Consider the following 26166-nt stretch of genomic DNA (forward strand, 5'->3'; position numbering starts at 1 on the left):
GATGGTGCAATTGGATAAAAAGGACTGGCGCTTAAAGCAAAAAGAGCGTTTAAAAAGTTATCAAGGAACTCATCGTAGGCAAGAAGAAGCGGTTTTACGACAGCAGCTGTTACAAATGGTCAGCTGGAAAACAGCTCAACGAGTGGCTTTGACGCTTAGTTTGCCCTTTGAATTGGACACTCAGCCCTTAATTAATGCGGCTTGGCAGGCTGGTAAGCAAGTGGTTGTTCCCCAAATTAAACACCAAACGATGGTTTTTGTAGAAATTACGCCACAGACTAGCTACCAAGCAGGGCCTATGGGTATCTTAGAACCCTGTGATGCAACCATTGTTCAGTCGGAGACCATTGACTTAGTCGTTACCCCTGGTTTGGCCTTTACCAAAACTGGGAAACGATTAGGATTTGGGGCTGGTTACTATGACCGCTTTCTAGTAAATTATGCGGGACCAACTGTTGCCTTAGCCTTAAGTTGCCAAATTGTACTAGATTTACCGCAAGATAAATATGATCAAAGAATTATGACAATTCTTTTTGATGACCACTGCTAAAAACAGTGGTTTTTTTAACTTGCTTATACGAACAAATGTTCGTATAATGAAAAGGTCATGGGGGTACATATTATGGTTGATCCATTTCAAGCGGTTTATGCGCAAGAAAAACGTCGTGTTATTTTTTTTGATTGATTCTAAAAGTTTTTATGCCAGTGTGGAGTGTGTTGAACGGATGCTTAATCCGCTCCGAGTAGTGCTAGTAGTCATGTCACATCAAGAAAATCAGAGTGGCGGTTTAGTTTTGGCGGCTTCACCCATGGCCAAAAAGCAATTAGGAATTAGCAATGTAACTCGCCAAAAAGATGTGCCAGATGTACCGGGCCTAATTAAAGCTGAGCCCCGTATGAATTTGTATATTCAAAAGAATTTAGTAATTAACGACATATATCGACAGTATGTCGATGATGAACATCTGCTGCCGTATTCTATTGATGAAGTTATTTTAGATATGACCGAGTTTTGGCATCTTTTCGGCAATAGCCCAGCGGCAGTGGCTCGCCGAATTCAAACCGAAGTCCTCCAGAAAACGGGTATTTATTTATCAGTCGGGATTGGGGATAGTCCAGTATTGGCGAAGTTAGCTTTAGATTTAGATGCTAAATCAGCACCCCATTTACTAGCCCAGTGGCATTATGAAGATGTTCCGAGACGATTATGGCCAATTCAAGATTTTGGTAGGGTATGGGGCATTGGCCATCAAACGGCAAAGAAGTTACAGACTTGGGGCATTCAATCAATGGGCGATCTGGCTGCTATGAACCCTTATCAATTGCGAGAGCGAATGGGGCTCATGGGCGAACAATTATATGCCACTGCCTGGGGGATTGACCGCTCTGAGTTAACAGCGGCAGTGGTGAGCCATCATCGCTCTTATAGTAATTCGCAAGTGTTACCGCATGATTATCATCAATTAAGTCAGGTACAGATTGTCTTACAAGAAATGGCTGATCAAGTTGCTAGTCGTATTCGGGCGCAAAAGTTGGTCACTGGCCGGGTGAGTATTTATTTAGGGGCGGCTAACCAGGGCGTTAAATTTTATAATCGGCACGATCGACGCCATAATATCCATCAATCTTTAAATATTAGGCCGACTAATAGTAGTCAGATTTTGATGAGTATCCTAAATCAACTACTGCAAAAGGTTTGGACAGGGCAGCCAGTGCGCTATTTGGGCGTTTCTTTTAGTGATTTACAGGATCAATCTCACCAACAATTGGATTTGTTCCAAGGCTATGAAAATGATCTTAATCAAAATCATTTGGATACTGCGATTGATCAAATTCGTCAGCGCTTTGGCAATGGCGCCTTACTACGAGGCCTTTCTTTAGCAGAAGGGGGAACAGCGATTGCTCGAGCTAATTTAGTTGGCGGTCATAACGGAGGTAACGCTTATGAATAAGGAACAGTTAGTACGGGTTAAAAACTACTTTGAAAACGATTATCGTGAGCGTGGCAAGGTAAAGTGGAATGGCTTTTTTCTCTCTGATCATACCCTGCAAATGAAAAAGCATCAGCAAGAGTCCGTGATTGACTCTACTGAAATGACCTTATCAACGATTATTCAGCTTAGCCAACACGCGTGGGCAAATCATCACCTAGTTACGGTCCAAAGTAATAGTCAAAATTTAGATGGGCAGTTTTTACCACCGGTGACGGGTTTGATTGAGGAAATGACCAATCAAACCATTCAAATTACTGGGCAAATTTTGAATTGGGATGAGGTTTTAAATATTGTGGAGAGGTAGAATATGACACTTAATCAAATCATTAATCAATTGGCAGGCAGCCTTCAGCCAGTAAATCACAGCGAACCAAATACCATATATGAAATTCACATTATTAATCAGCGTTATAGCCAGCAACTTAACGTCTTTTTTGAGTGGCATCGTTTAGGACGAGCAACGATTTCCCGTCAAATTGGCACCATCCCTTATGACCATCTCTTAGATCTAGATCAGATTGCCCAGAAATTAACCGAAGAGACCCAGATGAGCGTTTTGATTGATTAATGATTTAAAATAACTGCTGATTAGAATTGACATTTTTCTTTAATTTTGTTTTAATAAAACTATCAAATATATAAGAGGCGCAAGATGTATAACTATTCAGCTAATTACACAGAAATTATTATCAGCATTATTATCCCGTAGGGTAGGTGCTGATACTTTGTGGTGCCTATCATGATTCTTAGTGATAGGCAGCTGATGGTATAGAGAAGAGACCAGCTGCAAATTTTGCAGCTGGTCTCTTTCTTTGTTTCTGGCTTTTTAACAGTTTTGATAATTGGACAGTAATACGAACAGAAATTATGAGGAATGTAAAATGGAAAAACAAAAATTAACCCGTAAGCAATTATTATTGGTTACGTCTTTAATCTTTGGGATGTTTTTTGGGGCGGGAAACTTGATTTTCCCAGTTCAATTGGGACAATTGGCAGGTCATAATTGGTTATTGGCTGTCCTTGGCTTTCTACTGACTGGTGCATTAATGCCATTTTTAGCAATGTTAGCAGTGAGTATGACTAATAGTAAAAGTGTTTATGATTTGGCCGCGCCCGTCGCCCCGTGGTTTGGCACGGTGGTCTTAGTAGCGATTCACTTTACAATTGGTCCCTTATCGGGCACGCCAAGAACAGCAGCTACGGCGTTTGCAATGGGCGTTAGTCCCTTTGTGGCTCCACAGTATCAGCAGGGGATGATGCTAATATTCTCGGCTATATTCTTTGGGTTAGCCTATGTCTTAACAGTTAAACAAGCAGGCTTAACCAAATGGGTGGGTAAGTACTTAAATCCTTTATTTTTAATCGTTTTGGGCGTTGTTTTGGTACTAGCTTTAATATTGCCGATGGGAAATTTTAATCAAACGGTGTCGGCTACGTATCAACAGAATGCTGGTTTTCAAGGGGTTTTAGATGGATATAATACAATGGACGGTTTGGCTTTATTGGCGCTAGCTGTGTCGGTTGTCTATGCTGTTCGTGGTATGGGCTTTCATGGTCAGGCTGTTTCCAAAGTACTAGCAAAAGCTGGATTTTTGAGTATTGTTTTGGAATCTTTGCTTTATGTTGCTTTGGTTTTGTTGGGCGTATCTAGTCTTGGTCAGTTTAAGCCCGCTGAAAACGGTGGCGCAGCATTTAGTCAAATCGTGACCCATTATATGGGCAACTTTGGTGTTCTAATAACAGGTGTTATAGTAACCTTAGCGGTTTTTACAACCGCCATGGGATTGTTTGTTTCCTTTGCCCAAGATTTGAACCGTGTCTTCCCCAAGGTAAGCTACCTATGGTGGTTACGCGTCATTGCCTTTGGCTCCTTTGTAACGGCAAATGCAGGCTTGACGAATATTGTCAAATGGACTGTTCCGGTTTTGATGTTACTATATCCCTATGCTTTAGCTTTGATTGCCTTATCATTGCTTAGTCCTTGGATTAAGCAATCTCCTACTATTTATCGTGCGGTGATGGGGTTTGTAACGCTACCCGCTTTTTTGGATGCTTTTGCCAGCTCACCCGTTGCTGGATGGGCACCGATGGCAGACTTAGTTGCCAGCTATCATCAGCATTTACCTTTGGCTGCCGATGGATTTGGTTGGGTATTGCCGGCACTTTTGGGTGGACTAGTTGGTCTAACTTGGCAACGAGCTCAGCAAGTTCAATTGCTAAAGGATGTAGATGGTATAGCAGATCAGGTTTTAGATTAAAATATAATAAAAAAGGTGCAGAATCATGTCAATTTATTACTCAAATTTCGGTCAAACAATTCGTTTTAATGATCTTAGTCGCCAACTAAGTCAGTTAATCATGGGCTTAGAAGTAGAAATGCATCGAGTTAATCGGCAGGATGGTCATTTATCAAATCGAGTATATCCTACCAGTTTGGGCGACCCCGTCCAACATCATGCCATTAAAAATGATTTTGGTTATACCCAGATGGAGGTCATTACGCCAGCTAATGTTAATGTCTTTGCGAGTTTAGATATGTTGGCTGCCCTAAATGATACAGTCCGAAAAAATTTGGCCGCCGATGAATCGTTGTGGTTATATTCTATGCCACCAGTATTAAATCCTGGACGGACTGAATTTAAAATTGCTCCGGCTGATCCAGTTAAAACCGCCTACATGGAAACCGTAGTTGCCCGGCGTGATATTGCTCGTTCAATTACTAGTGGTGTTCATATTAACCTAGGTTTGGCTTTAGATGTCTTGCATTATGTTTATCATCAATTTTTTGAAGATCAATATCAAAATGAAGTTGACTTTACCAATTCACTCTACATGAAAATTGCCCAGGGCTTGATGCATTATCGTTGGGTTTTCACACTTTTATTTGGTGAGGCGCCAGTAGCTGATGCTAGTTTTTATGAAGGACGTGATTCCTTACAGGGCTATGTCCGTTCAGTACGTAGTTCTAGTTATGGTTTTGGCAATGGTGTTACGGGATCATATCAAGATGTGGATAGCTACATTGCCAAGGTTAAAGAAGATGTCGCCTTGGGTGATTTAATTGCTGAGCGGGAATTTTATGACGTGGTCCGACTCAAGGGACAGGATGAATTAGCTGATTTGGCCACGAAGGGTGTGCAGTATTTGGAGTTGAGGATGTTAGACCTGGATGCCCTATCTAAAACTGGGGTTAGTGAGGTAATGGTCCAGTTCACGGAATTATTGTTTGTTTATTTGATGATGACTGAATCAGTAGTACCTGATGGTCATGATGTGGATGAGTTTTTGCAAGAAAGTCGACAAAGAAATGAAAGCGTTGCTCTGGAAGATCCTTTTAATGTTTCTAAGTATCAAGCTGAGGCCTTATCCTTGCTAAGCAATTTAGAAGAATTTGCCTATGACAATCGCTTTAAGGCGGATTGGCTACCGGAGTTACGACGGCGTTTAACCGATCCACTCGAAAGTCCAGCAGCCAAGCTGATTACCTTTTTAACTGATGATTTTTACCAGGGCATGTTAGCTCTTTCTAACCAGCGTCAAGTCGGCCAATTACGCTTAAGAGGCTTAGCTGGTTTTAGCGACTTACCGCTAACCGAACAAAAACAGTTACAGGCAGAATTAGTAGCCCACGGGGATGTAAATGTTGTTAACCGTCGGTTGGGCACTTTCTTTGTCCAAATTCAAGGGCAAGAATACCTACTATCAAAGAAGGGTTTATTTCAAAAGAATGAGTAATAAATTAGATTATTGACATTTAAAACGAGATTTGATTTAATATAAATAATTTATAAAAGAGGAAATTATTATGATTAAGTCAGCATCTATCAATTTAACAGTGAGTGTCAGTTCCGTTACCCATTAGGTAGGAGCTGATTCTTGTGTTGCCTACCATTATTTACTTAATGATAGGCAGCTGACTTATGAATTCCTAAAACCCAGCTGCAATCGTGTAGCTGGGTTTTTTATTTTCTTAATGTAACGCTCAAGGAGTATGGTGCTATGCTTAATCGATATTCTTTACTTGGAAAAATTATTCACTCACAAAACACGAACCAATTTATGCAGCAACTGTCTTTTGGCATTGAAGTTGAAGGCCATCGAATTAATCGCCAAACAGGTCATTTATCAAGGGCTAAATATCCGCTTCAATTGGGGAATCCAGTGCAACACCAAGCGATTCGTAATGACTTTGGCGATACGCAGGTTGAGGTCATTACACCAAGTGGACCAGATTTGGAAGCTAATTTAGATTTATTAACCGCTTTTAATGACGTTCTTCGTAAAAATTTAGCTGCTGATGAAGCCTTGTGGCTCTACTCCATGCCACCATACTTATCAGCAGATCGACATGAATTTAGGATTGCACCGGCTGACGAATATAAGAGCAACTATATGCAAACTGTAGCAAAACGTCGTGATATTGCTCGGACTTTGATTAGCGGAATCCATATTAATTTAGGATTACCCCTAGCATTAATGGCCGATATTTATCAGGCTGATTTTACAGATCAATTTACTTCATCAATTGATTTTATCAATGCCGTTTATATCAAGCTGGCCCAAGGTTTTATGGCATATCGTTGGCTATTTACGCTACTTTTTGGCGAATCTCCCTGGGCTGACCAGAGTTTTTATGCAAATCAAGAAAAAAGTTTAAAGCATTTAGTACGTTCGGTGCGTAATTCTAGTTATGGATTTGGTAATGGCGTTTATGGTTCGTATCAATCCGTTGATAGTTATATCCAAAAAATAAAGGATGATGTGCAGCAAGGCGATTTAATTGCGGAACGAGAATTTTATGACGTGGTTCGTCTAAAAGGTCCAGAAAATTTGGATGATTTAGCCCGTACAGGCGTCCAATATTTAGAATTACGTACATTTGACTTGGATCCGTTAAACAAGACTGGCGTATCAGCTCTAACGGTTAAATTTACGAGACTATTTTTTATTTATTTACTGATGAATCCTGCGGTTATCTCGGATCAAAAATCGGCTGATCAGTTTTTATTGGTCAGCCGACAAAAGAATGAAGAGGTTGCCTTAGAAAATCCGCTTCAGGTTTCAGCCTGTCAAAGAGAAGCATTAGCACTTTTGGATGATTTAATCAGCTTTACCCAGGTAGAAAACATATCAGCCGATTGGTTACGCGATTTACGTCGTCGTTTAACCGATCCGGCCCAAATGCCGGCTGTTCAATTAGTAGCACAGTTGCCCGCTGATATTTATACTGGTCTGGTCCAGCTGGCTGATAATCGTCAACGGGTTCAGTGTCAAATACCAGCCTTAAATGGTTTTGCTGATTTATCACCAATGGTAAGTAATCACTTACGTCAAGCGATTGAAGCGCATGGACAAATTAAAATTGTTGATCGTAAACAGGGAGTCTTTACTTTAAAAAAAAATACCTTAACCAAAAATGGATTATTCCATGACTAAGTAAAAAACCGCTCTGTTTTAAAAGAGCGGTTTTTTACTGACTAATGAAATCATCAGGAAAATTCTTTAAACCATTTTCAGCCTTTTTCATTTGATATTCTTCAACCGTGATAGCTCCTTGGCTTAACAATTGCTGTAATTCATGGAGCTCTCGTAGTTGACTTTGGCTGGCCAGACTAGGATTAGCATAGCGTTGCTTACTGCCTTGGTCCCACCACTTAACTCGGTTCATCTCATTTTCTCCGTTTTTCATTTATTATAACTGAAAAAAGAACTAAATCTAATTTAGTTCTTTTGATCGTTAAACAATATCTAAATGTAAATCATTTTCTTTACTTCGCCCAAGCTGCCGTAAAAGTCGATAGAATAATAGACTTAAGACGGCCGGAAGGACTGCCCCAAAGACCATTGTTAATAATAAGGCCCGTGGATTAGTTAATAGGGCGATAGGGGCGATGAAGCCATTTAATCCCAAACCAGAAATTGCGTAGGGGACCTTCAATTGGAAAAAGCCAACTGCTAAAGTTGCCGAAAAACCAGCAATCACAGCGGGGCCTAACCACAACCAGTAATTTTTAAGTAAGTTAGGGAATTGAACCTTAGGGGTTACCACAAATTGAGCAAAACGAGCGCCCCAGTCATTTTGGGTCCAACTCATCGCAGTAAACATCACAAATCCTGCTGTAGTACCAACCATGGCGGCTCCTGCTGAAAGGGGATCAAGCATGACCGCGATTGCTAAGGCGGCCGAAGATGCTGGTGTCATTAAAAATAGGAACCAGAAGACACCCACGATAAAGGCCCCTAAGAAAGGATTGACCTGCATGGTTTCAGCTAATTTTTCAGAAACCCAATTCAACATTGGGGTAGTAAAGGAGGCAAAGAATAGACCGGTTAAAGCACCTAGTAAAGTGGCACCAAAGGGGACTAACATCATATCAAACTTAGTTCGACCGGATAACCAGTTTCCAACTAAGACAGCAACGATGGCAGCCAAGATAGCTGAAATTGGTTGTCCGCTGGTCATCACTAGCGAGCCAGCCGGTTGATTGGCCAACCAGCCTGTGGCAGTTTTAGTACCTACAACAATAGCAGGTGAAAAGTAAACGGCATTGGAGCCGACAGTAGCAGAAATGAGGGCGGCCCCAGTTGTTAAAACATTGGCCCGCATGGCAATGGCAATCCCAACACCTAAAGCAGGCGCTAACATTTTTTGCCCCATCAAGCCGGCCTGGACTAGCGGTTGGAAATGAACCCAACTACCGACGGATGCCAGTAATAGTCCCATTCCTAGCACGGATAGAATTGAATAAGAAATTCCCTGTGATACCTCGTAGACAATTTCTGATTTAGTCTGTGGTCGAACTTTTGCTGTATTTTCCATAATTCTCTCCTATCTGTTATGACGGACCAACAAAAAAGACGCCTAAGTGGCGTCAAAATTAATTTTTACGAAAAAAATTATCAGCCAGCTTAGTAATTTTTGAGCTGGCACTCTAAAATTGACCAGCTATTTGTCAAATAATAATGACAATTTGGCTGATCACGATGATTTGATTCAATTGTGATGTTGAAATCGTTTTCATAATCTATCTCCTAAATCAATGTAATTATCTTAACTTAATTAAAAAACAATGTCAATAAGATAATATTTCGAAGAGAAATTATTAATTTAACATGTGCAATTATTGAGCTTATAGGCGTCGTATGGTGCTACAATGAGCTCGTAGCAAAAGAAATAAAAAAGAAATATGAGGTATTTCCTAATGACAGCAAAGAAGACTGTTGCAGCAAGTGTTGCTATGTTGAAGGTTTTGGAATCATGGGGTATCGGACATGTGTACGGTTATCCGGGTGGTTCATTTAACTCAACGATGGCCGCTCTTGATCTTCAAAAGGACCATATCCAGTACATTCAGGTTCGCCATGAGCAAGTTGGTGCTTTGGCTGCCGCGGCGGATGCTAAGTTAACTGGCAAAATTGGTGTAGCTTTTGGTTCAGCTGGACCTGGGGCAACGAACTTGCTGACTGGTCTATATGATGCGCGTGAGGATCATGCTCCAGTTCTAGCCTTGGTTGGTCAAACACCAAGTAAGGTAATGAACTATAATTTCTTCTAAGAATTTAATGAAGGCCCTATGTTTGATGATGTTTCGGTTTATAACCGAACTGTTATGACGCCTGAAAGCTTGCCGCACGTTGTTGACCAAGCCATTCGTGAAGCTTATAAGCACCAGGGCGTGGCCGTTGTGATTATTCCAAATGATTTTGGTTACGTGCAAATTCCAGATGAAATTTATTCATCACATTCAGAAACTGATAACAAGCCAGAACCACAACCAGTAGCCACGGATGCCGAAGTTGATGCTTTCTTGGCTAAGGTTGCCCAAAGCAAGCGCCCAGTCATCCATGTTGGTCGTGGTATTAAGGCCGGTGGTGAAAAGCTTGCCGAGTTGTCTAAGAAGTTGCAAATTCCATTGGTAATGACTGGTTTGGCAAAGGGCATGATTCCAGACGATTATGAAGGAAACATTGGTTTTGCTAACCGTGCTGCCTCTAAGGCTGCTGATGAAATTATGGCCGCTGCCGATTTGTTGATTACTATCGGTGCTGATTTCCCATTTGCGAACTTAATTTACCAAACGCACCAATTTGAATTTATTCAAGTTGACAACGATCGGGTAGAGTTGGGTCGCCATCACAATCTTGATATGGGTATTTGGTCGGATGCAACGGCCTTTGTTGAAAAGGCTTTGGAACGCAGTGAAGCGCAACCAGCGCGTCCATTCTTCCAGGCTGCCGTAGCCGACATGAAGAATTGGCAAGAATATCTGACAATGTTGGAGAATCGCGAATCTGATCCACTTCAATTTGAAGCGATTTACAAGCAAATTAATGAAGTTGCTGATGACGATGCCATTTTCTCGATTGATGTTGGGGATAACATTATTAACAGCTTCCGTCATTTGCACTTGACCCCTAAGAACAAATGGGTCATTTCAGCCCTCTTTGCTTCAATGGGTAGTGGTATTCCAGGCGCTTTGGCTGCTAAGTTGAGTTTCCCAGATCGTCAAGCCTTTAACATTGCTGGTGATGGTGCTTTCTCAATGGTCATGCAGGATTTGTTGACGGAAAAGAAGTACAACTTGCCAATCATTAACATCGTTACTTCTAACACCACTTTGAACTTTATTAAAAGTGAGCAAGATGATTTGCCAATGCACCATTCTGGTATTGATTTGGCTGATCAAGACTTTGCCATGATTGCTAAGGGAATGGGTGTTGAATCAGTAACAGTTACTAAGTCAGCTGATTTGCCAGCCGCCTTTGAAAAGGCTTTGGCGGTCACTAAGGCTGGTAAGCCATTCTTGATTGATGCTAAGATTACGGCTAAGCGTGATTTGCCAGTTGAAGAGTTGATTTTGACTCCTACTGCTGACGGCATTACCGAGACTGTTAATCCAAACTATAACCAAAACTTGGATTTGCAACAGCCAGCCAACTTACGCGACTTCTTGGATAGTTATGACGGCCAGAGTTTGAAGCCAGTCACTGAATTCTTTGAAGAATATGGCGTTAAGTTTTAATTAGAATGAAGTTGAAAAACCTGTAGTCCGAATGGATTACAGGTTTTTTATTATGGTTTAATTTAATTTTACTTGTTTTTGAATTGTCACATCATCTAGCTGGTGCAATTGATTTAGTACTGCTGGAATAAAATTCGCCGGTTGGCTAGGGGTTTCTTTCCCAGCCAATTCACCAGCTAGGCCAAAGATACCGGTGGCCCAACTTAGACTATTGAGTGAATTTTCAATTGCTAAAGCGACGCCTAAAATGCCATCTAGCATATCACCGCTACCGACATTAGTCTGAAAATAGGGATGTCCATTAGCGACGGTTTGGACAATATTACCATCGGAAATATAATCAGTTGGCCCGGTTAAAACACTGAAAGTGTGGTAACGTTGAGCTACTTTTTGAGCAATTAAGCTAAGTTGGGATAAATCACCCTGGCCAGCATCAATACCTTGGCTATGCCAATCGATTTCAGCCAAGTAGGCTAGCTCGCCAGCATTTCCTCGAATGGCTGTAAAATTAACTGCCGCACTTAATTGTTGAAAGGCTTGCCGTCGAACCTTAGTCACGGCAACTGCAACGGGGTCAACGACGACCGGAATACCTAGTCGATTAGCGACCTGGCCGGCTTCAATTGCTTGGCTTAAACTATGCTCATTCACCGATCCAAGATTAATAACCAGTGCCTGGGCGATACTTAGTAAATCTTTAGTTTCTTCGATATCAGTAAACATAATTGGTGAGCCACCAAAAAAACTGATGGCATCGGCGACGCGTTGCTGGGTAACGGTGTTAGAAATGTTGAGCACAATTGGATTTTGCTGGCGGACAGTATTGATTGATAACATTTTTAAGACTCCTTTAGTTTGCTGATGTCTTGTGTTAGTTGGGAACTATTAAAGATTGCCGATATAACAGCTAGGCCATCTACGCCGGTGGTACGAATTGCGCAAGCATTATCCGGGTGAATGCCTCCAATGGCGACGATGGGTTTATCGGTTAGCTGAACTACATTTTTGAGACCGTCCAGACCAATCGGTGTTTTTATTTTAGTCTTACTGCGCGTGCTATAGACTGGTCCAACTCCTAAATAATCAAGTTGATTTAAGAGGTCTGTTGCCGGTAATTCCTGTTGATCATGGACTGATAGGCCTAAAATTAAATTGCTAACTTCCGGTAAAATATCCATTAAGGGCACGTCACTTTGTCCTAAATGCAGACCGTCAGCTCCGATTTTCTGGGCTAACTGCCAGTCATCATCAACAATTAATGGAATTTGGTATTGTTGGGTAATTTTACGGACCTGATGCCCTAAATTAATTTTTTCCTCTTTGCTGAGAGTACTGCCATCTTTTTCACGATATTGAAAAGCGGTAATCCCCAATTGACAAGCTTGTTCGAGGATTTCTAAGAAGCGGATTTGATTACCGGCTACGTTTTGACTACCTCCAACTAAATAGAGGTTTAGCATTTCTGGTTTAAATTTGTACATTAGTATCCTCTGCTCCCCAATGGTTTAATGGGCCATGTCCATGACCGACTATAATTTCATCTTGTAGAATAGTATTTAAAAATGATTTAGCAGTTTGCAGGGCGTCAATTAATTCTTGCCCTTTAGCTAATTGCGAAACGACTACTGAAGAAAAGGTATCGCCAGTGCCATGTGTTCGACGGGTATTGACCCAGTCACCAGTTAAGGTTAATTGGCGGCCATCAGCTAGTAAAACGAAGTCATGATTGGCTTGATTGGTCAAATGACCACCCTTTATGACCACGTTTTTGGCGCCCATCGCTTGGATTTCGGCACAGGCTTGCCAAATGGCATCCTCGTTGGCTAGTTCTTGATTTACTATTACTTGTGCTTCGGGCAGGTTTGGCGTAATTAAATCAGCTAGAGGAAGTAAGTCTTGGATTAAGGTATCAATGGCTGCATCGGTTAGTAGCTTAGCACCACCTTTAGCAACCATGACTGGATCGACGACTAAGGGTCCGAAATGATATTTTTGTAAGTTTTCAGCTACACAGGCTACTCGTTGCTGATCAAACAGGGCACCAGTTTTAACGGCCCGAATGGTAAAATCACTGGCAACAGACTGAAACTGTTGATCAATAATGGCAGTTGGTAAGGGCAGAGCAGCTTGAACGCCCAGTGTATTTTGAGCAGTCACGCCAGTGACCACGCCCGTGGCAAAAACATGGCACATCTGCATGGTTTTGATATCAGCCATCATACCGGCTCCGCCTCCGGAATCAGTGCCGGCAATGGTTAATACTTCAGGGACATTTTTTACCATGAAAAGGGCTCCTTTTCGGCCGCACTTAAGACTTGCTTAAAACGCCAGTCTTCTTGATAATAGGCTTGCTGCCAAAATTGCCACTCCAGCTCACAGCTTTTTAAGAAATACTGGGTGGCGGTTTTTAGTTCATCTGCAGTTGCTTTGTTAGCTAGTTGATCAATGAATTGAAAAATTGTTTCAGTGGTCGTCGAACTGTCAGCATAAAAATTAATCCATTCTTGATAAGGATTGTCGCTAGTTGAAGTAACCGTTAAATGCTGTCCGATTTCTAGATAAGTCCAAGGGCAGGGTTGCAGGGCAGCTAAAATATTTAGTAGACTACCAGTTTGTCCGGCCCGGAGCATATGTGATTGGTAGAGATAGGCTTTGGGTGAGGGGATGGCATTTTTAAGTTCTGCATAATTAAGCTGAGCCGCTTGACATAGAATTTGATGCGCTTTACTTTCTTGATCCATTAAAAAACTAATTTGTTCATTGAAAAATTGCGCAAATTTTCGTTCTTGACTACAGGCAATGGCGTGACCATAAATACGAACAAACTCATCCAAATATTGATAATCTTGCTGTACATAAAAAGTGACGGCATTTTGGGGTAATTGTCCGTTTTTAATTCCCTCAACGAAGGGATGATCCAAAATTTCTTTTAGAATTGGTTGCGCCTTTTGAATCAAGTACTCTGAGTATTGCATAAGTCCTCCAGATAATATTTGTCCAGATTAGGAGAAATAAAAAGGCACCCACAAGACTAACTTGGGGTGCCTACACGTTACCAATTAAAAAAACTATCAGTGTATCCGTGCCACGTTCCTACGCTAGTGCTAACTAGAATCAGGTTCAATGGGTATCATCTCAGCCAAATTGGCACCCCAGTGGACAAATATCTTATTAAATTTTTACAGCTAATGGCTGCGACCTCAGTCTAGCATAAGGATTTACAGCTTGTCTACTAAATCTAATTATTAAAATAAAATGATAAAAACTTGACTTTTCTCATAATTTAGCTATACTAAGAATCAATTCATAAACAAAAGGCGAAAATAAGAGCTGTTCCTTGATTGAAAACATAGAGAGTATTGGGGTGGTGGAACAATACAAGCAGATCAACGGGTAACCATCACTCTTTAGCAGGCAAACCGAATCAAGTAAGTTTGCTCGGCTGCGACCGTTATCCTGCCAGCGTATCGCTTCGTGCTGTACGTGAAGACTCAACCATTAACGGTTGCAGTGAAATAAGGTGGTACCGCGCTTTAGCGCCCTTATCTTTTCTACTTATGTAGCGGAGATGGGGCGCTTTTTGTTTATAAAAAATATGAAATGGAGCACAAAATTATGACTCAAACTCAATTAACAGCAAATGAAGAGAAGTTAGCCCAGGCCCTTTACCAGGCCTATACCAGTCAGGTGGCTCTAGACATGGCTGAATGGGAAGATTTAGTCCAAGATGATGCAGCAGCTTACCGGGTACAAGCACGTTTAATGGATTTAAAAGGACAGCAGGTTGGGGGTTATAAGGTCAGCTTAACTAGTCAGCAAACCCAGGATATGTTTGATTCAAAGGAGCCACTCTTTGGCGCCCAGGTAGCCCAGCATTTTGTACCTTCTCCTGCTAAACTTTCCTTAAAACACGATTTAATGGATCCCTTGGCCGAAGTTGAACTGGTCTTTAAGGCCAAGGAGCCACTTTTGCCTACCGATACTTTAGCTGATTTGGCTCGTAAAACTACGGTGGCACCTGGTGTTGAGGTGCCAGATGCTCGCTTTAGTGATTGGTTCCCATCTTTATCTAAATACTTAGTGATGGCCGATGCGGCTGTTGGTGGTTATGTTGTCTATGGTACCGAACGGGAAACAAATGATTTCAGTATGTCAGATCTAACTGAAGTTACGACGACCCTTTCTCACGATGGTCAAGAAGTAGCCCAAGGTAGTTCGGCTGAAGTACTAGGTAACCCACTTAATTCTTTACAATGGTTGGTTAAAAAGTTAGCTGAGCAAGGCAAAGAATTATCCGCTGGACAGCGGGTATCATCCGGTACCTTCCTTCTACCGCCACACTTAACTGCTGGGGAGTGGCAGGCTAGTTTTAATCATGGTTTCTCGGATGTAACCTTAACAGTTGAATAGTTATGATTAATGGCTTACCTTTGAAATTTTAGAGGTTAAGCTTTTTTATGGCATTTTGCTCGCAAAAATAAAATAAAAATTCTCATATAAGTCAAGTTTTTCCAACTATTACTAAAAATCTGGTAGAATGTACTCATACAGGAAAGAAATCTTAACAAAAAGTTAATAATTAACTTGTTTCTTCTCTAAAAAGGAGCAGTGATGGGAAAACATATGAAACATGCCAATCAGCCATCATTTGATGGTCTAAATACAAAAACAAAGTTTGCCTTGGGATTGCTTTCGGTTACTGGTGTAACGGGAATTGGTTTATTTGGACAAAATCAACTAGCCTCAGCCGATACGGTTACGCCAACAGCGGTTGCTAACCAAGCTCAAACTGTTAGTGCGCCAGCTACTGCAACGCCGTCTAACCAGACCGTCCAGAAGGATGAAAAAAGCAAGGTGCCTAGTCCTAGTTTGGATCAGGCCGTTAAAAATGCTCAAGATGCCGGCTTGAAAACGCAAGAAGTTCCTGGTAAAAACTTTCCGGGTCGAATTGATGATTATAGTAATTTGGTCAAACAAGCCGATGCTGATTATCAACAACAAGTCGATACAATTAATCAGCAGGTTAGCCAGAAACAACAAAATACGGCTGATCAAAAGGCAACGCAAGAGTCAAATGCTACTATTCATGATGCTGCTCAAGCAGCCCAAGATCAAGGTGTTGATGTGATCAAGGATGCCAATCAATCACAGCAAACTATTGCTGATGTTCAAAAGGATGCTGCCGCTCAAGTTAAGCAAATTGATGCTGCTACTGAACAGCAAAAGCAACAAAATCAAGCGACAACTAAGTTAAATGAAGCTGTCAGTGATGCGAACGCTGAGGTCAATAAGGCTGTTAGTGAAGCCAAAGATGCTGGTGTTATTTTAAAGCCAACTGATAATAAAAAAGACTTTACTTTGGCCGATTTGCAAGCTGATAAAGAACAACAGCTTAATCAGTTGAGAAATGCACAAGATAAGCAAGTACTGGCTCAAAAAGAGTACGAAGCTGCTTTGGAAAAAGTAAATACTACTAATAAAGCCAATGAAGATGCTTATAACAAGGCCCAAGAAGCTTATACGGCTGCTAAGAAAAAGAATGCTGAGATGAAAGCTGCTTATGACAAGGCTGTTGCTGATTACGATGCCAAGAAGGCCGAATTAATCGCTAAGACCCATGAAAAGGGTTACGCTAGTGAATTATTGACGCAAGCTTTGCATTTGGGATCAGAAGAGCAGGCTAAGTCGGATATCACTTATACTGGAAATGTTACTAAGCCAGTTGACAGTGATGCACCTAACAAGCAACCAGGCTATTACAAGACTAATTTAAGTAAGGGCGACACGATCACAGTTTCCTATACTAACTTGTCCAATTCTAGTTACCGTGATCAAAAGATTAGTAAAATTGTTCGTACCTTTACCTATGGTGAAAATGTTAATAACGAACCAATTGAAATGTACATTGGTAAGAACCCTGTCTTAAACGTTTGGTACAACAGTTCTGTGAACCATGCCCATGCGGGTAACGAAGTTAAGGATGCTTACAAGCGCCAAGTTATTGAAACTGAAACATTCTTTGACCAAGATGGTAAGCAAATTACTTTTGATAAGGATGCCGTTATCACCGTTGGTTCATTGAATAACTGGAGTGAGGATGCTAATAAGAGCCACATTGAAAAAGTGCGGATCGAGGATGCTCGTTTCATTCCAATTACCGGCGGTAGCATCAGTGATCAAGGTTCTGGTTGGGCTTTTGCCAGCAAGGATAACAGTACCGCTGATTCAAATTGGGATGACATTTCTAGCAAGGACTTCTACGTTGGATCAGCAATTTATCAGTTGAATACCGGGGCTTCGGCCATTAAGTCAACTTTGGAAACTGATTCTGGACCAATGGACACTAATCCATTTACTTGGGCACAGAGTAGTACTTTCGTGCCGGTTGGTACTTTGCCAGCTGAACCAGTGGCTCCTAGCTATGAACCAGAAGTTGAGCCAAAGGCACCGGAAAAGTTGCCGGAACCAGTTAAGCCAACGGCCATTCAGAGCGAGTATCATCTTTATGACGAAGCAGCAGCCAAGGATCCAATCTCGGTTCATTACCACGAAAATGATTTAGTTAAAAAGGAAGACAAGACGGTCGACTACCACTACAACACAGTTGAAATTAAGGATACTAGCTCCGAATCAGCTTCTACGTCTACTTCAACTTCTAATTCAGAAAGTAAAATTAATTCTGAATCTGGTAAGGAATCTACGTCTAAGGCAGGGTCAGAATCTACTTCAACTTCAGCCTCTAAGGCAGCATCTGATTCTACTTCAACCTCTAAAGCTGCATCGGATTCAAGTTCGGCATCCAAAGCAGCATCTGATTCTGCTTCAACATCCAAGGCTGCATCTGATTCTACTTCAGCCTCTAAGGCAGCGTCAGATTCAACTTCAACCTCTAAGGATGCTTCGGGTGCAAGTTCAACTTCTACCCATGATTCAATTTCTAATTCGATTTCTAAGAATACTTCAACTTCAGCTTCGACTCATGCGTCAACTTCTAATTCGATTTCGGACCATGAATCAAGTTCTGAATCAGAAAATAATTCGATTTCCACTTCGACCCACCAGTCGATTTCTGGATCAGTATCAGCCCATGATTCAATTTCAAATTCAACATCGGCTAGTCATTCAGCCTCAACTTCAGTAAGTGATTCCAAGGCTGCCTCAACTTCGGCTTCGGCATCAGCTTCAATCTCAAATGACCAGTCTAAGAGTGATTCACATAATGCTTCAACGTCGAAGTCACAAGCAGATTCTACCTCAGCAAGTGCGTCAGGTTCAGATTCCAAGAAAGCCTCAACTTCAGCATCAGCCTCGACTTCAACGTCAAATGAGAAGTCTAAGAGTGATTCACACAATGCGTCGACTTCCAAGGCTGCATCGGATTCTGTCTCAGGAAGTACTTCGGCCTCAGACTCAAAGAATGCGTCGACTTCAGCTTCATCTGCTGCATCAACATCAAGTGACCATTCTAAAGCGGCCTCAACTAGTGGTTCGATTTCCACATCGAACTATCCATCTACTTCAGCGCAACAGTCGACTTCTGATTCACAATTCCATTCATTATCTGACTCATTGTCAACTTCTAACTCACAGGTTCGTTCTGAATCAGCAGCTAGTGTGAATGGTTTGACTTCAGAAAGCACGATTGCTCCTAAGCCCCTTTGGGATACAGATGTATCTGCCCAACCAAGGCAGACGAGTGCTAAGGCTAAGACTTTACCAAAGACTGGTCAAACGAGTCAGCAGCAATCGCACAGTACTGATGTAGCCTTCTTCTTAGGTCTTAGTGCTGGTGTTGGCGCACTTGGTTTGATGGGTCGCCGTCGTCAAGATCAATAATTTATTAAAAAGTATTGACAAAGCATTAAATACAAATTAGAATATAGCTAATTTAATCGTCCAATAAACCGATGAGATGGAGATCAAACCAATTGTGCACGCACAGGGAGCCCGGGATACTGAGAGCTGGGACGAACGCAAATTGGCAAATGGACCATCGAGGGTCTGCTGAAAGCATTATTGCAAGTAGGTTAGAACGTAATGACATACGTCAGTTGTCAGGCCTGTGTTAGCAGGCTGTGGAGAGTGGTTATCGAAAGGTAACTGAAAACAGGTGGCACCGCGGGAAAACCGTCCTGATTTTGTGAAAGCAATTTCTGGGCGGTTTTTTGTGTATATGTAAAAGTGAGGAAAAATTATGACAAATGATCAACGTTACTTTGGCCAATATGGTGGTCAGTTTATTCCAGAGTTACTAATGCCGGCAGTTAACGAAGTAGCAGAAGCTTTTCATCACTATCGTCAGGATCCAGCTTTTCAAGCGGAACTCAAAGATTTATTGATTAATTATGCCAATCGGCCTTCCTTGCTTTATCATGCTAAGAATATGTCTAAGGATTTAGGCGGAGCACAGATTTACCTTAAACGTGAAGATTTAAACCATACCGGTGCTCATAAAATTAACAATGTCTTGGGCCAAGCTTTGATTGCTAAAAAAATGGGCAAGACCCGTTTGATTGCCGAAACAGGTGCTGGTCAACACGGGGTTGCCACAGCTACGGCGGCTGCGCTCTTTGACATGGAATGTGAGATTTTCATGGGTAAAGAAGATACTGATCGCCAGGCCTTAAATGTGTATCGAATGGAACTGTTGGGCGCCAAGGTTAACGCCGTCACAACCGGGACACAGGTTCTAAAAGATGCCGTAAATGCGACTTTCCAAGATTGGACCCAGCGAATTGATGACACTTTCTATGTCTTGGGATCGGCAGTTGGCCCTTATCCTTTCCCTGAAATGGTGAAGTATTTCCAGTCAGTTATTAGTGAAGAGGCTCGCCAGCAGTTCTTAGATCAAACTGGTCGCTTACCAGATGCTGTCTTAGCCTGTGTCGGTGGTGGTTCTAATGCGATTGGTTCCTTTGCTAATTTTGTCGATGATCCCGAAGTTCAGTTGATTGGGGTCGAAGCCGCTGGTAAGGGAGTTGATACTGATCAAACTGCGGCCACGATGGCCCGAGGTTCAATTGGGATTTTCCATGGGATGAAGTCAGAATTCTTACAGTCATCTGATGGACAAATTGATCCAGTTTATAGTATTTCGGCGGGACTAGATTATCCCGGAATTGGTCCAGAACATGCCTACTTACGGGACATTGATCGAGCCCAGTATGTACCGGCTACCGATGATGAGGCCGTGGAAGCCTTTGAATATATTGCTAAACAAGAAGGAATTATCGCTGCCATTGAAAGTTCTCACGCCTTGGCCTATGCCATGAAATTAGCGCCAACCATGCGCCCTGATCAACAGATTATGGTGACCTTGAGTGGCCGTGGGGATAAGGATGTTGCTGCCATTGCTCGCTACAAAGGAGTTGACCTACATGAGTAAAATGCAAGCTGCTTTAAAAACTTTATCGCTGCGTCAAGATTTGAGTGCTCAAATGGCTCAAGACGTTATGAATGAAATTATGTCAGGTCAAGCTTCAGACATTGAAATTGCTGCTTATTTGATGGGCTTGGCAGTCAAGAATGAATCGATTCCAGAAATTACTGGTTCAGCCCAGGCTATGATTGACCATAGTATTAAGATTCCAGCCGAATTACAGGCCATGGATATTGTCGGCACTGGTGGCGATATGTCCAACACTTTTAATATTTCGACAACGGCTAGTTTTATTGTTTCAGCCGCCGGCGTTCCGGTAGTCAAACATGGTAACCGGGCAGCGAGTTCCAAGTCGGGGACCGCTGATGCGTTAGAAGCCTTGGGTATCAATATTGACCTCAATCCCGATCAAGCCACTCAAGTCCTTAAGGAAGTTGGTCAAACGTTCTTATTTGCCCGGACTTATCATCCAGCCATGAAATATGTCGCTAATGTTCGTAAGGCCCTTGGTTTCCGAACAGTCTTTAATGTTTTGGGTCCTTTGGTCAATCCGACTCGGCCGCAGAGCATGCTGATGGGTGTTTACTCTAAGCATCTGTTAGTACCACTGGCCCACGTTTTAAATGAATTGGGAGTTAAAAATGCTATTTTGGTTAATGGACAAGACGGATTAGATGAAGTTACCCTGACAACTAAAACGGATATGGCAATTTTGCGAAATGGTCAGGTTAGTGAAACGGTCTTTGATCCAACGGAATTTGGTTTTAAAACTTGTGATTTGACCGAATTGCAAGGGGGCGAGCCAGCCGATAATGCCCAGATTACTAAGGCCATTCTGACTGGTAAATTAGCTGGTCCAAAGACTGATATTGTCCTGATTAACGCTGCCATGGCTCTGTTAGCTGACCAGAAAGTAGCTAATTTTAAAGAAGGTTTGGCCTTAGCCCAGGACTTGCTCCATGATGGTTCGGCCTATCAGCAATTAGCTAAACTACGGACGGCGACCAAGGAGGCCTGAAATGATTTTAGATGACCTAGTAGCTGCTACTAAAAAAAATATGGCTCGGCGCCAAGAACAAGTGTCTTTGGCTGATTTAAAGGCTCAGATTGAACAAGCTGCCGATCAAAGACCAGCCTTGGTGTTGAATCAAAAGTTAGCCCAAGCACCAATTACAGTCATTTCTGAAATTAAGCAGGCTTCACCATCCAAGGGGCAAATCGTTCCTCGTGAAGCCTTTGATTATCGGCAAATTGCTCGTGACTATACGCAGGCCAAAGTCGACATGATTTCGGTCTTAACCGAAGAAGAGTATTTTAAGGGTTCCCTAGATATTTTAAAGGCTGTTGTGGCTACAACCGATGTCCCTGTATTGCGGAAGGATTTTACCATTGATCCTTACATGATTTATGAAGCTAAAGCGGCTGGCGCTAGTGCAATTTTGCTAATTGTAGCGATTTTATCCGATCAGCAGCTAACCGATTATTTGGCTTTGGCGCAAGAATTAGGCTTATCGGCAATTGTCGAAGCCCATGACCAAGACGAAATTCAACGAGCAGTGCAAGCGGGGGCGGAAATTATTGGCGTGAATAATCGTAATCTGAAGGACTTTACGGTTGATTTTGGCAATACACAACGGCTCCGTGAAAACATTCCAGCCGATATTGCGGTAATTTCTGAATCGGGGATTCAAAGCCGTAGCGACGTGTTGCAGCTAGAGCAAGCCGGCATTAACGGGATTTTAGTTGGTGAAACTTTTATGAGAGCACCCGATAAGGTGGCTGAAATTAATCGTTTACGAGGCTTTAGCCATGACCAAGATTAAACTCTGTGGTAATTTTCGTTTGGCTGATGTGGCTTATTTAAATCAAGTTCAACCTGATTTTGCTGGGATTATTTTGGCGCCAGGTCATCGTCGTAGTGTCGATCGTGACTTGGCAAAAGCCATGCGACGGGACTTAGATCCTAAAATTCCATTAGTTGGGGTGTTTGTTAACCAAGATTTAGCTGAAATTTTAGCTTATCAGGGCATCATTCAATATGTGCAGTTGCATGGCCAAGAAGATGAACGCATGGTCGCTCAGCTACAAGCAGCTGGATTACCGGTTATTCAAGTCATGCAACCTGGCCAGCAGGTTACGACTCAGGCCGATTACCGTTTAGTTGATGCCGGTGCTGGTAGTGGTCAAAATTTTGATTGGCAGTTATTAGAAGACAGTCCAACGCCAACCATTTTGGCTGGGGGTTTGAACGTCGATAATTTAGCGACGGCTATTGCCCAAACGCAACCAGCAGTCGTTGATATATCTTCAGGAAGTGAAGTGGCCGGTCTCAAGGACTTAGCTACTATGCAACGCTTAGTACAAATAGTAAGGGAGTTATCATGAAATCATTAACCCAAACATTACAAGACAAGGGCAACTTTATCGGCTTTACCGTCGTTGGTGACCCTGATTTTGATCATACCGTTGAGTATGTGGTCGATATGGCTCAAGCCGGCGCTGATGTGGTCGAGCTGGGGATTGCCTTTAGTGATCCGAGTGCCGATGGCCCAACCATTTTAAGCGCTGATCAACGGGCATTAAATAACGGCTCAACGACTGCTAAAGTTTTTGAAACGGTCGCTAAGATTCGCCAAAAAACGGATGTACCTTTAGTATTTTTAACCTATACCAATATTGTATTTAAATACGGTTATGAAAAATTTCTGGCTCAAATGCAGGCCTTTGATGTCCAGGGAATCATTTTGCCGGATTTGCCACTTGAAGAGCAGGGCGAGTTCCTGGCATTGGCTAAGCAGTATGAACGAGATTTAATTCAGTTAGTAACCAGTCAGTCGGGAGAGCGTTTGCCAGCTATTTTGAAAAATGCCTCTGGTTTTGTCTATGTGGTCTCTTCGCTAGGAATCACAGGTACGCGACAAAAGCTTTCCAACGAAGCCAATCAATTAATTGAGCAGATTCGCCAGTACAGTGATATTCCGGTGGCGGTTGGTTTTGGGATTAGCCAAGTTGAGCAAGCGCGTCAGTTCCCAGCAGCCAACGCCATCATTGTTGGTTCAGCGATTGTTGATATCATCGCCCATCATCCCCACGATGCCGGCCCTTATTTGACTGAATTCATTACCAAAATGAAAGAGGCTCAAAATGCGTAAAGTAAAAATCATTGACGCTGATACGACCACGGTGGTTAGTGCCTATTTCCGCCTACGTGGGAAGCACAGTTTCATGCTAGAATCGATGGGCCATCAAGCCGAATCATCCCGTTATTCGGTAATTGCTTTGGACCCAGTGCACGAATTTGAATCAACGGGACAGACGGTAGTCATTGACGGTCAAACCCAGACTACCGATGATCCACTGCAGGCCTTACAAGAACTGGTCGTTCATCAGGATGAACCAATTGAAGGTTTGCCATTTCAAGGTGGGGCGATTGGCTATGTTGGTTTTGATACAATTGCCGTTTATGAAAAATTAGGGAAGCAGCCAGCTAATGACTTGAGCATGCCTGATACCCATCTTTTCTTATATGAAACCTTTGTCGTTTTTGATCATCAAGCTCAAACCATGACCCTTGTGGCCGATAATGTTTATTCTGGTCGGACGGATTTGGACCAGGTCATTGAAAACTTGGAAGTTAAGTTGCATCAGGTTAGTCCCGCTGAGGTCCTGCCAGTCCATTTGCATGAGCTAAAACCAAAATCTAATCTGACCTCGGAACAGTTTGAAGCGATTGTCGAACGGGCTAAGGAATTGATTACTGACGGAGATATGTTCCAAATCGTACCATCGCAACGATTCTCTTTTGATTTCGTTGACCAACCCTTTGATTTTTATCGTCAATTACGACGGTCAAATCCATCCCCCTATATGTATTTTCTAGATTATGGTGATTACCAGATTATTGGGGCTTCACCAGAGAGTTTGGTAACGGTCCGCGGCGATGTCGTCACGACTAATCCGATTGCGGGCACCCGTAAACGCAGTGCTGATCCAATTGTTGACCAGCAAATGGCTGATGACTTGCTTAGCAATGAAAAGGAATTAGCTGAACATCGCATGCTAGTTGATCTGGGGCGCAATGATATTGGTAAGGTTAGTGAATATGGTTCCGTGCAGGTCACTCGTTTGCTGGATATTGAAAAATACCGTTATGTCATGCATTTGGTGTCCGAAGTCCAAGGGAAATTAAAGGCCGATACACCAGCAATTGCCGCTTTAAAGGCAACTTTGCCGGCTGGTACCGTGTCGGGTGCGCCTAAGGTTCGTGCTTTGCAACGGTTGTATGAGATGGAACCTGTTAAACGCGGTGTTTACGCTGGTGCAGTTGGTTATTTGTCCCAGGATAATCAAATGGACTTTGCCATTGGTATTCGAACAATGATTGTCAAGGATAAGAAGGGTTACGTGCAAGCTGGTGCCGGAATTGTTTATGACTCAGTTGCGGCTAATGAATATCAAGAAACGCTTAATAAGGCCCGAGCCTTGTTGCATGTTGGAGGTTTATCATGATTTTACTGGTAGATAATTACGATTCTTTTACCTATAATTTGGCCCAAATTGTCGGTCAGTTAACGGAAGTTCAAGTATTACGCAATGATGATCCAGAATTAGAGGCTGTTGCCCAACAGGCCGATGGGATTATTTTTTCGCCAGGTCCAGGTTCACCGGACCAAGCCGGCCAGATGGAAGCGCTGATTAAAGAACACGCCGAAGATAAACCGATGTTAGGCATTTGTCTGGGTCATCAAGCAATTGGCGAAGTCTTTGGCGGTCAGGTCGCCCATGCTCCTGAGATTCGTCACGGGAAGATGTCGCAGATGAAGACTAGTCAGTCTAAGTTGTTTGATGAAGCGCCAGATGTTGACATCATGCGTTATCATTCCTTGATTGTTGATAAAGACCACTTGCCCGCTCATTTCAAAGTGACGGGCGTCGCCACTGATGATGGGGAAGTGATGGCTATTGAGCATGATAGCTTGCCAATTTATGGGGTACAATTCCACCCAGAATCAATCGGCACACCAGCTGGTCAGGAAATGATTAAGCGTTTTGTGGCAGAGATTGAGGGGAAGTAAAAACCAGCCGAGGGGCTGGTTTTTTGGTTGGAAGGCATTTGAATAAATAAAATGAAATCAAAATTCGTATAATCCATTATGGAAGTTAAAAACATGATTTTACACATTATTTTTAAGATATTCTATCTACCACCGTTACCATGGAGTGTTTTTAAATTACTCCATGGTGCTTCGTACTTATTAGGAGCTTTTGGCGTTATAATTGCAACTTTTACGTATACTAAAACGCAAAGACGAAATAATTTAGCGGATACAATATCTATTAAAAAATACACGATGGAAGTTAGTCGCTCTTTTTTAAATCAAATATCTGAATTAAAAATAATTCAACAGGATATCAATTTGGATTTAGAACACTTTGAAAAATCAAATAATTTTAAAAGGCCATTTAACAATAAAATATATACAATTCTAGTTGAAAAGAAGATATCACTGAGCCTAGAGCATGGTTTATTTTATTATTTTGAGTATTTGGATAATGTTATTAGTTCCATTTATTATCAGTTAGTAGATGAAGCTATGATAGAAGAATTAATGAAAAATACAATTTTTGATATCATCAATGAGAACTATGAATTTTTTATTTTTCTTCAAGATAGTGGAAGGCTAACTTTTTTAGCTAAAATATATAAACAGTGGCAAATGAAACAGATAAGTTAATTAACTCGTGCTATAATTCAAGAAAAGAGGAGGTT

The 26166-nt window shown here is 42.0% G+C and carries 23 protein-coding genes, 1 pseudogene and 1 riboswitch; of the genes and pseudogenes, 18 read left to right on the forward strand and 6 right to left on the reverse strand.

Annotated elements, in window-relative coordinates:
* Nucleotide 1: 1 nt before the first annotated feature.
* The 7 genes from C7384_RS00655 (at nucleotide 2) to C7384_RS00685 (ending at nucleotide 7430) form a co-directional block, all read left to right on the forward strand.
* A complete protein-coding gene (locus tag C7384_RS00655) occupies nucleotides 2-550 on the forward strand; it encodes a 5-formyltetrahydrofolate cyclo-ligase (protein ID WP_089937429.1) in 549 nt (182 codons plus the stop codon).
* Between the two features lie 97 nt (nucleotides 551-647).
* Nucleotides 648-1952 carry a Y-family DNA polymerase gene (locus C7384_RS00660; RefSeq protein ID WP_243400688.1) on the forward strand — a complete coding sequence of 435 codons (1305 nt, stop codon included), beginning with the start codon at nucleotides 648-650 and terminating at the stop codon, nucleotides 1950-1952.
* Nucleotides 1945-2298 carry a hypothetical protein gene (locus tag C7384_RS00665; RefSeq protein WP_089937432.1) on the forward strand — a complete coding sequence of 118 codons (354 nt, stop codon included), beginning with the start codon at nucleotides 1945-1947 and terminating at the stop codon, nucleotides 2296-2298. Before C7384_RS00660 ends, C7384_RS00665 begins: the two co-directional genes overlap by 8 nt.
* Before the next feature lie 3 nt (nucleotides 2299-2301).
* On the forward strand, nucleotides 2302-2562 hold the full coding sequence (locus C7384_RS00670; protein WP_089937434.1) for a hypothetical protein: 261 nt from the start codon (nucleotides 2302-2304) through the stop codon (nucleotides 2560-2562).
* Nucleotides 2563-2875: 313 nt separating this feature from the next.
* Entirely contained in the window at nucleotides 2876-4252 is a 1377-nt protein-coding gene (gene brnQ / locus C7384_RS00675; protein ID WP_089937436.1) for a branched-chain amino acid transport system II carrier protein, read from the forward strand.
* Between the two features lie 25 nt (nucleotides 4253-4277).
* Nucleotides 4278-5729, forward strand: a complete 1452-nt coding sequence (locus C7384_RS00680) for a hypothetical protein (protein WP_089937439.1) — start codon at nucleotides 4278-4280, stop codon at nucleotides 5727-5729.
* A gap of 264 nt (nucleotides 5730-5993) precedes the next feature.
* Nucleotides 5994-7430: a hypothetical protein gene (locus C7384_RS00685; RefSeq protein ID WP_089937441.1), complete on the forward strand. Its 1437-nt coding sequence runs from the start codon at nucleotides 5994-5996 to the stop codon at nucleotides 7428-7430.
* 34 nt (nucleotides 7431-7464) lie between these two features.
* Here the strand turns inward: C7384_RS00685 and C7384_RS00690 are convergent, their stop codons facing one another.
* Nucleotides 7465-7683 (reverse strand): SHOCT domain-containing protein, encoded by a 219-nt coding sequence (locus C7384_RS00690; protein WP_133240774.1) that lies wholly within the window; start codon nucleotides 7681-7683, stop codon nucleotides 7465-7467.
* Between the two features lie 48 nt (nucleotides 7684-7731).
* On the reverse strand, nucleotides 7732-8814 hold the full coding sequence (locus C7384_RS00695) for a PTS sugar transporter subunit IIC (protein WP_089937446.1): 1083 nt from the start codon (nucleotides 8812-8814) through the stop codon (nucleotides 7732-7734).
* A 382-nt stretch (nucleotides 8815-9196) separates the two neighbouring features.
* Here C7384_RS00695 and spxB point away from each other — a divergent pair.
* Nucleotides 9197-11017 (forward strand): annotated as a pseudogene (gene spxB / locus C7384_RS00700) (pyruvate oxidase).
* A 57-nt stretch (nucleotides 11018-11074) separates the two neighbouring features.
* Here spxB and thiM read toward each other — a convergent pair.
* The 4 genes from thiM to tenA are packed head-to-tail and all read right to left on the reverse strand — an operon-like array spanning nucleotide 11075 to nucleotide 13992.
* Nucleotides 11075-11854, reverse strand: coding sequence for a hydroxyethylthiazole kinase (thiM, locus tag C7384_RS00705; protein WP_089937448.1), 780 nt, complete (start codon nucleotides 11852-11854; stop codon nucleotides 11075-11077).
* Nucleotides 11855-11856: 2 nt separating this feature from the next.
* Nucleotides 11857-12498, reverse strand: coding sequence for a thiamine phosphate synthase (thiE, locus tag C7384_RS00710; protein WP_089937450.1), 642 nt, complete (start codon nucleotides 12496-12498; stop codon nucleotides 11857-11859).
* Nucleotides 12485-13300, reverse strand: a complete 816-nt coding sequence (gene thiD / locus C7384_RS00715) for a bifunctional hydroxymethylpyrimidine kinase/phosphomethylpyrimidine kinase (protein WP_089937451.1) — start codon at nucleotides 13298-13300, stop codon at nucleotides 12485-12487. Before thiD ends, thiE begins: the two co-directional genes overlap by 14 nt.
* On the reverse strand, nucleotides 13294-13992 hold the full coding sequence (gene tenA, locus C7384_RS00720; RefSeq protein ID WP_089937453.1) for a thiaminase II: 699 nt from the start codon (nucleotides 13990-13992) through the stop codon (nucleotides 13294-13296). The genes thiD and tenA overlap by 7 nt, the downstream gene beginning before the upstream one ends.
* 97 nt (nucleotides 13993-14089) lie before the next feature.
* Nucleotides 14090-14182: riboswitch (TPP riboswitch) on the reverse strand.
* Between the two features lie 450 nt (nucleotides 14183-14632).
* Here tenA and C7384_RS00725 point away from each other — a divergent pair.
* The 10 genes from C7384_RS00725 to C7384_RS00770 all read left to right on the forward strand — a co-directional run bounded on the left by C7384_RS00725 (nucleotide 14633) and on the right by C7384_RS00770 (nucleotide 26131).
* Nucleotides 14633-15427 (forward strand): 2-keto-4-pentenoate hydratase, encoded by a 795-nt coding sequence (locus C7384_RS00725; protein ID WP_176760686.1) that lies wholly within the window; start codon nucleotides 14633-14635, stop codon nucleotides 15425-15427.
* Between the two features lie 201 nt (nucleotides 15428-15628).
* Complete coding sequence (locus C7384_RS00730; RefSeq protein WP_089937456.1) at nucleotides 15629-18853, forward strand: GbpC/Spa domain-containing protein; 3225 nt, start codon at nucleotides 15629-15631, stop codon at nucleotides 18851-18853.
* A gap of 358 nt (nucleotides 18854-19211) precedes the next feature.
* Nucleotides 19212-20402, forward strand: coding sequence for a tryptophan synthase subunit beta (trpB, locus tag C7384_RS00735; protein WP_089937458.1), 1191 nt, complete (start codon nucleotides 19212-19214; stop codon nucleotides 20400-20402).
* Nucleotides 20395-21414: an anthranilate phosphoribosyltransferase gene (gene trpD / locus C7384_RS00740; protein WP_089937460.1), complete on the forward strand. Its 1020-nt coding sequence runs from the start codon at nucleotides 20395-20397 to the stop codon at nucleotides 21412-21414. The genes trpB and trpD overlap by 8 nt, the downstream gene beginning before the upstream one ends.
* A 1-nt stretch (nucleotide 21415) precedes the next feature.
* A complete protein-coding gene (trpC, locus tag C7384_RS00745) occupies nucleotides 21416-22219 on the forward strand; it encodes an indole-3-glycerol phosphate synthase TrpC (protein ID WP_089937463.1) in 804 nt (267 codons plus the stop codon).
* Nucleotides 22206-22781 (forward strand): phosphoribosylanthranilate isomerase, encoded by a 576-nt coding sequence (locus tag C7384_RS00750; protein WP_089937465.1) that lies wholly within the window; start codon nucleotides 22206-22208, stop codon nucleotides 22779-22781. The genes trpC and C7384_RS00750 overlap by 14 nt, the downstream gene beginning before the upstream one ends.
* Entirely contained in the window at nucleotides 22778-23548 is a 771-nt protein-coding gene (gene trpA / locus C7384_RS00755) for a tryptophan synthase subunit alpha (RefSeq protein ID WP_089937467.1), read from the forward strand. Before C7384_RS00750 ends, trpA begins: the two co-directional genes overlap by 4 nt.
* On the forward strand, nucleotides 23541-24905 hold the full coding sequence (trpE, locus tag C7384_RS00760) for an anthranilate synthase component I (RefSeq protein ID WP_089937469.1): 1365 nt from the start codon (nucleotides 23541-23543) through the stop codon (nucleotides 24903-24905). The genes trpA and trpE overlap by 8 nt, the downstream gene beginning before the upstream one ends.
* Nucleotides 24902-25471 carry an anthranilate synthase component II gene (locus tag C7384_RS00765; RefSeq protein WP_089937471.1) on the forward strand — a complete coding sequence of 190 codons (570 nt, stop codon included), beginning with the start codon at nucleotides 24902-24904 and terminating at the stop codon, nucleotides 25469-25471. The genes trpE and C7384_RS00765 overlap by 4 nt, the downstream gene beginning before the upstream one ends.
* A 93-nt stretch (nucleotides 25472-25564) precedes the next feature.
* Nucleotides 25565-26131 (forward strand): hypothetical protein, encoded by a 567-nt coding sequence (locus C7384_RS00770; RefSeq protein ID WP_089937473.1) that lies wholly within the window; start codon nucleotides 25565-25567, stop codon nucleotides 26129-26131.
* Nucleotides 26132-26166: the final 35 nt, after the last annotated feature.

The organism is Convivina intestini, assembly GCF_003096575.1.
Lineage (GTDB): Bacteria > Bacillota > Bacilli > Lactobacillales > Lactobacillaceae > Convivina > Convivina intestini.

Excerpts from the sequence above, each read along its gene's own strand:
- C7384_RS00665 (WP_089937432.1), top strand. The coding sequence starts at position 1,945 with ATGAATAAGGAACAGTTAGTACGGGTTAAAAACTACTTTGAAAACGAT.
- C7384_RS00680 (WP_089937439.1), top strand. The coding sequence starts at position 4,278 with ATGTCAATTTATTACTCAAATTTCGGTCAAACAATTCGTTTTAATGAT.
- C7384_RS00770 (WP_089937473.1), top strand. The coding sequence starts at position 25,565 with ATGATTTTACACATTATTTTTAAGATATTCTATCTACCACCGTTACCA.
- brnQ (WP_089937436.1), top strand. The coding sequence starts at position 2,876 with ATGGAAAAACAAAAATTAACCCGTAAGCAATTATTATTGGTTACGTCT.
- trpA (WP_089937467.1), top strand. The coding sequence starts at position 22,778 with ATGAAATCATTAACCCAAACATTACAAGACAAGGGCAACTTTATCGGC.
- thiD (WP_089937451.1), bottom strand. The coding sequence starts at position 13,300 with ATGGTAAAAAATGTCCCTGAAGTATTAACCATTGCCGGCACTGATTCC.
- C7384_RS00750 (WP_089937465.1), top strand. The coding sequence starts at position 22,206 with ATGACCAAGATTAAACTCTGTGGTAATTTTCGTTTGGCTGATGTGGCT.
- thiM (WP_089937448.1), bottom strand. The coding sequence starts at position 11,854 with ATGTTATCAATCAATACTGTCCGCCAGCAAAATCCAATTGTGCTCAAC.
- C7384_RS00660 (WP_243400688.1), top strand. The coding sequence starts at position 648 with ATGCGCAAGAAAAACGTCGTGTTATTTTTTTTGATTGATTCTAAAAGT.
- trpC (WP_089937463.1), top strand. The coding sequence starts at position 21,416 with ATGATTTTAGATGACCTAGTAGCTGCTACTAAAAAAAATATGGCTCGG.
- C7384_RS00655 (WP_089937429.1), top strand. The coding sequence starts at position 2 with ATGGTGCAATTGGATAAAAAGGACTGGCGCTTAAAGCAAAAAGAGCGT.
- C7384_RS00725 (WP_176760686.1), top strand. The coding sequence starts at position 14,633 with ATGACTCAAACTCAATTAACAGCAAATGAAGAGAAGTTAGCCCAGGCC.
- trpD (WP_089937460.1), top strand. The coding sequence starts at position 20,395 with ATGAGTAAAATGCAAGCTGCTTTAAAAACTTTATCGCTGCGTCAAGAT.
- C7384_RS00685 (WP_089937441.1), top strand. The coding sequence starts at position 5,994 with ATGCTTAATCGATATTCTTTACTTGGAAAAATTATTCACTCACAAAAC.
- trpB (WP_089937458.1), top strand. The coding sequence starts at position 19,212 with ATGACAAATGATCAACGTTACTTTGGCCAATATGGTGGTCAGTTTATT.
- C7384_RS00695 (WP_089937446.1), bottom strand. The coding sequence starts at position 8,814 with ATGGAAAATACAGCAAAAGTTCGACCACAGACTAAATCAGAAATTGTC.
- tenA (WP_089937453.1), bottom strand. The coding sequence starts at position 13,992 with ATGCAATACTCAGAGTACTTGATTCAAAAGGCGCAACCAATTCTAAAA.
- C7384_RS00730 (WP_089937456.1), top strand. The coding sequence starts at position 15,629 with ATGGGAAAACATATGAAACATGCCAATCAGCCATCATTTGATGGTCTA.
- C7384_RS00670 (WP_089937434.1), top strand. The coding sequence starts at position 2,302 with ATGACACTTAATCAAATCATTAATCAATTGGCAGGCAGCCTTCAGCCA.
- trpE (WP_089937469.1), top strand. The coding sequence starts at position 23,541 with ATGCGTAAAGTAAAAATCATTGACGCTGATACGACCACGGTGGTTAGT.
- C7384_RS00690 (WP_133240774.1), bottom strand. The coding sequence starts at position 7,683 with ATGAAAAACGGAGAAAATGAGATGAACCGAGTTAAGTGGTGGGACCAA.
- C7384_RS00765 (WP_089937471.1), top strand. The coding sequence starts at position 24,902 with ATGATTTTACTGGTAGATAATTACGATTCTTTTACCTATAATTTGGCC.
- thiE (WP_089937450.1), bottom strand. The coding sequence starts at position 12,498 with ATGTACAAATTTAAACCAGAAATGCTAAACCTCTATTTAGTTGGAGGT.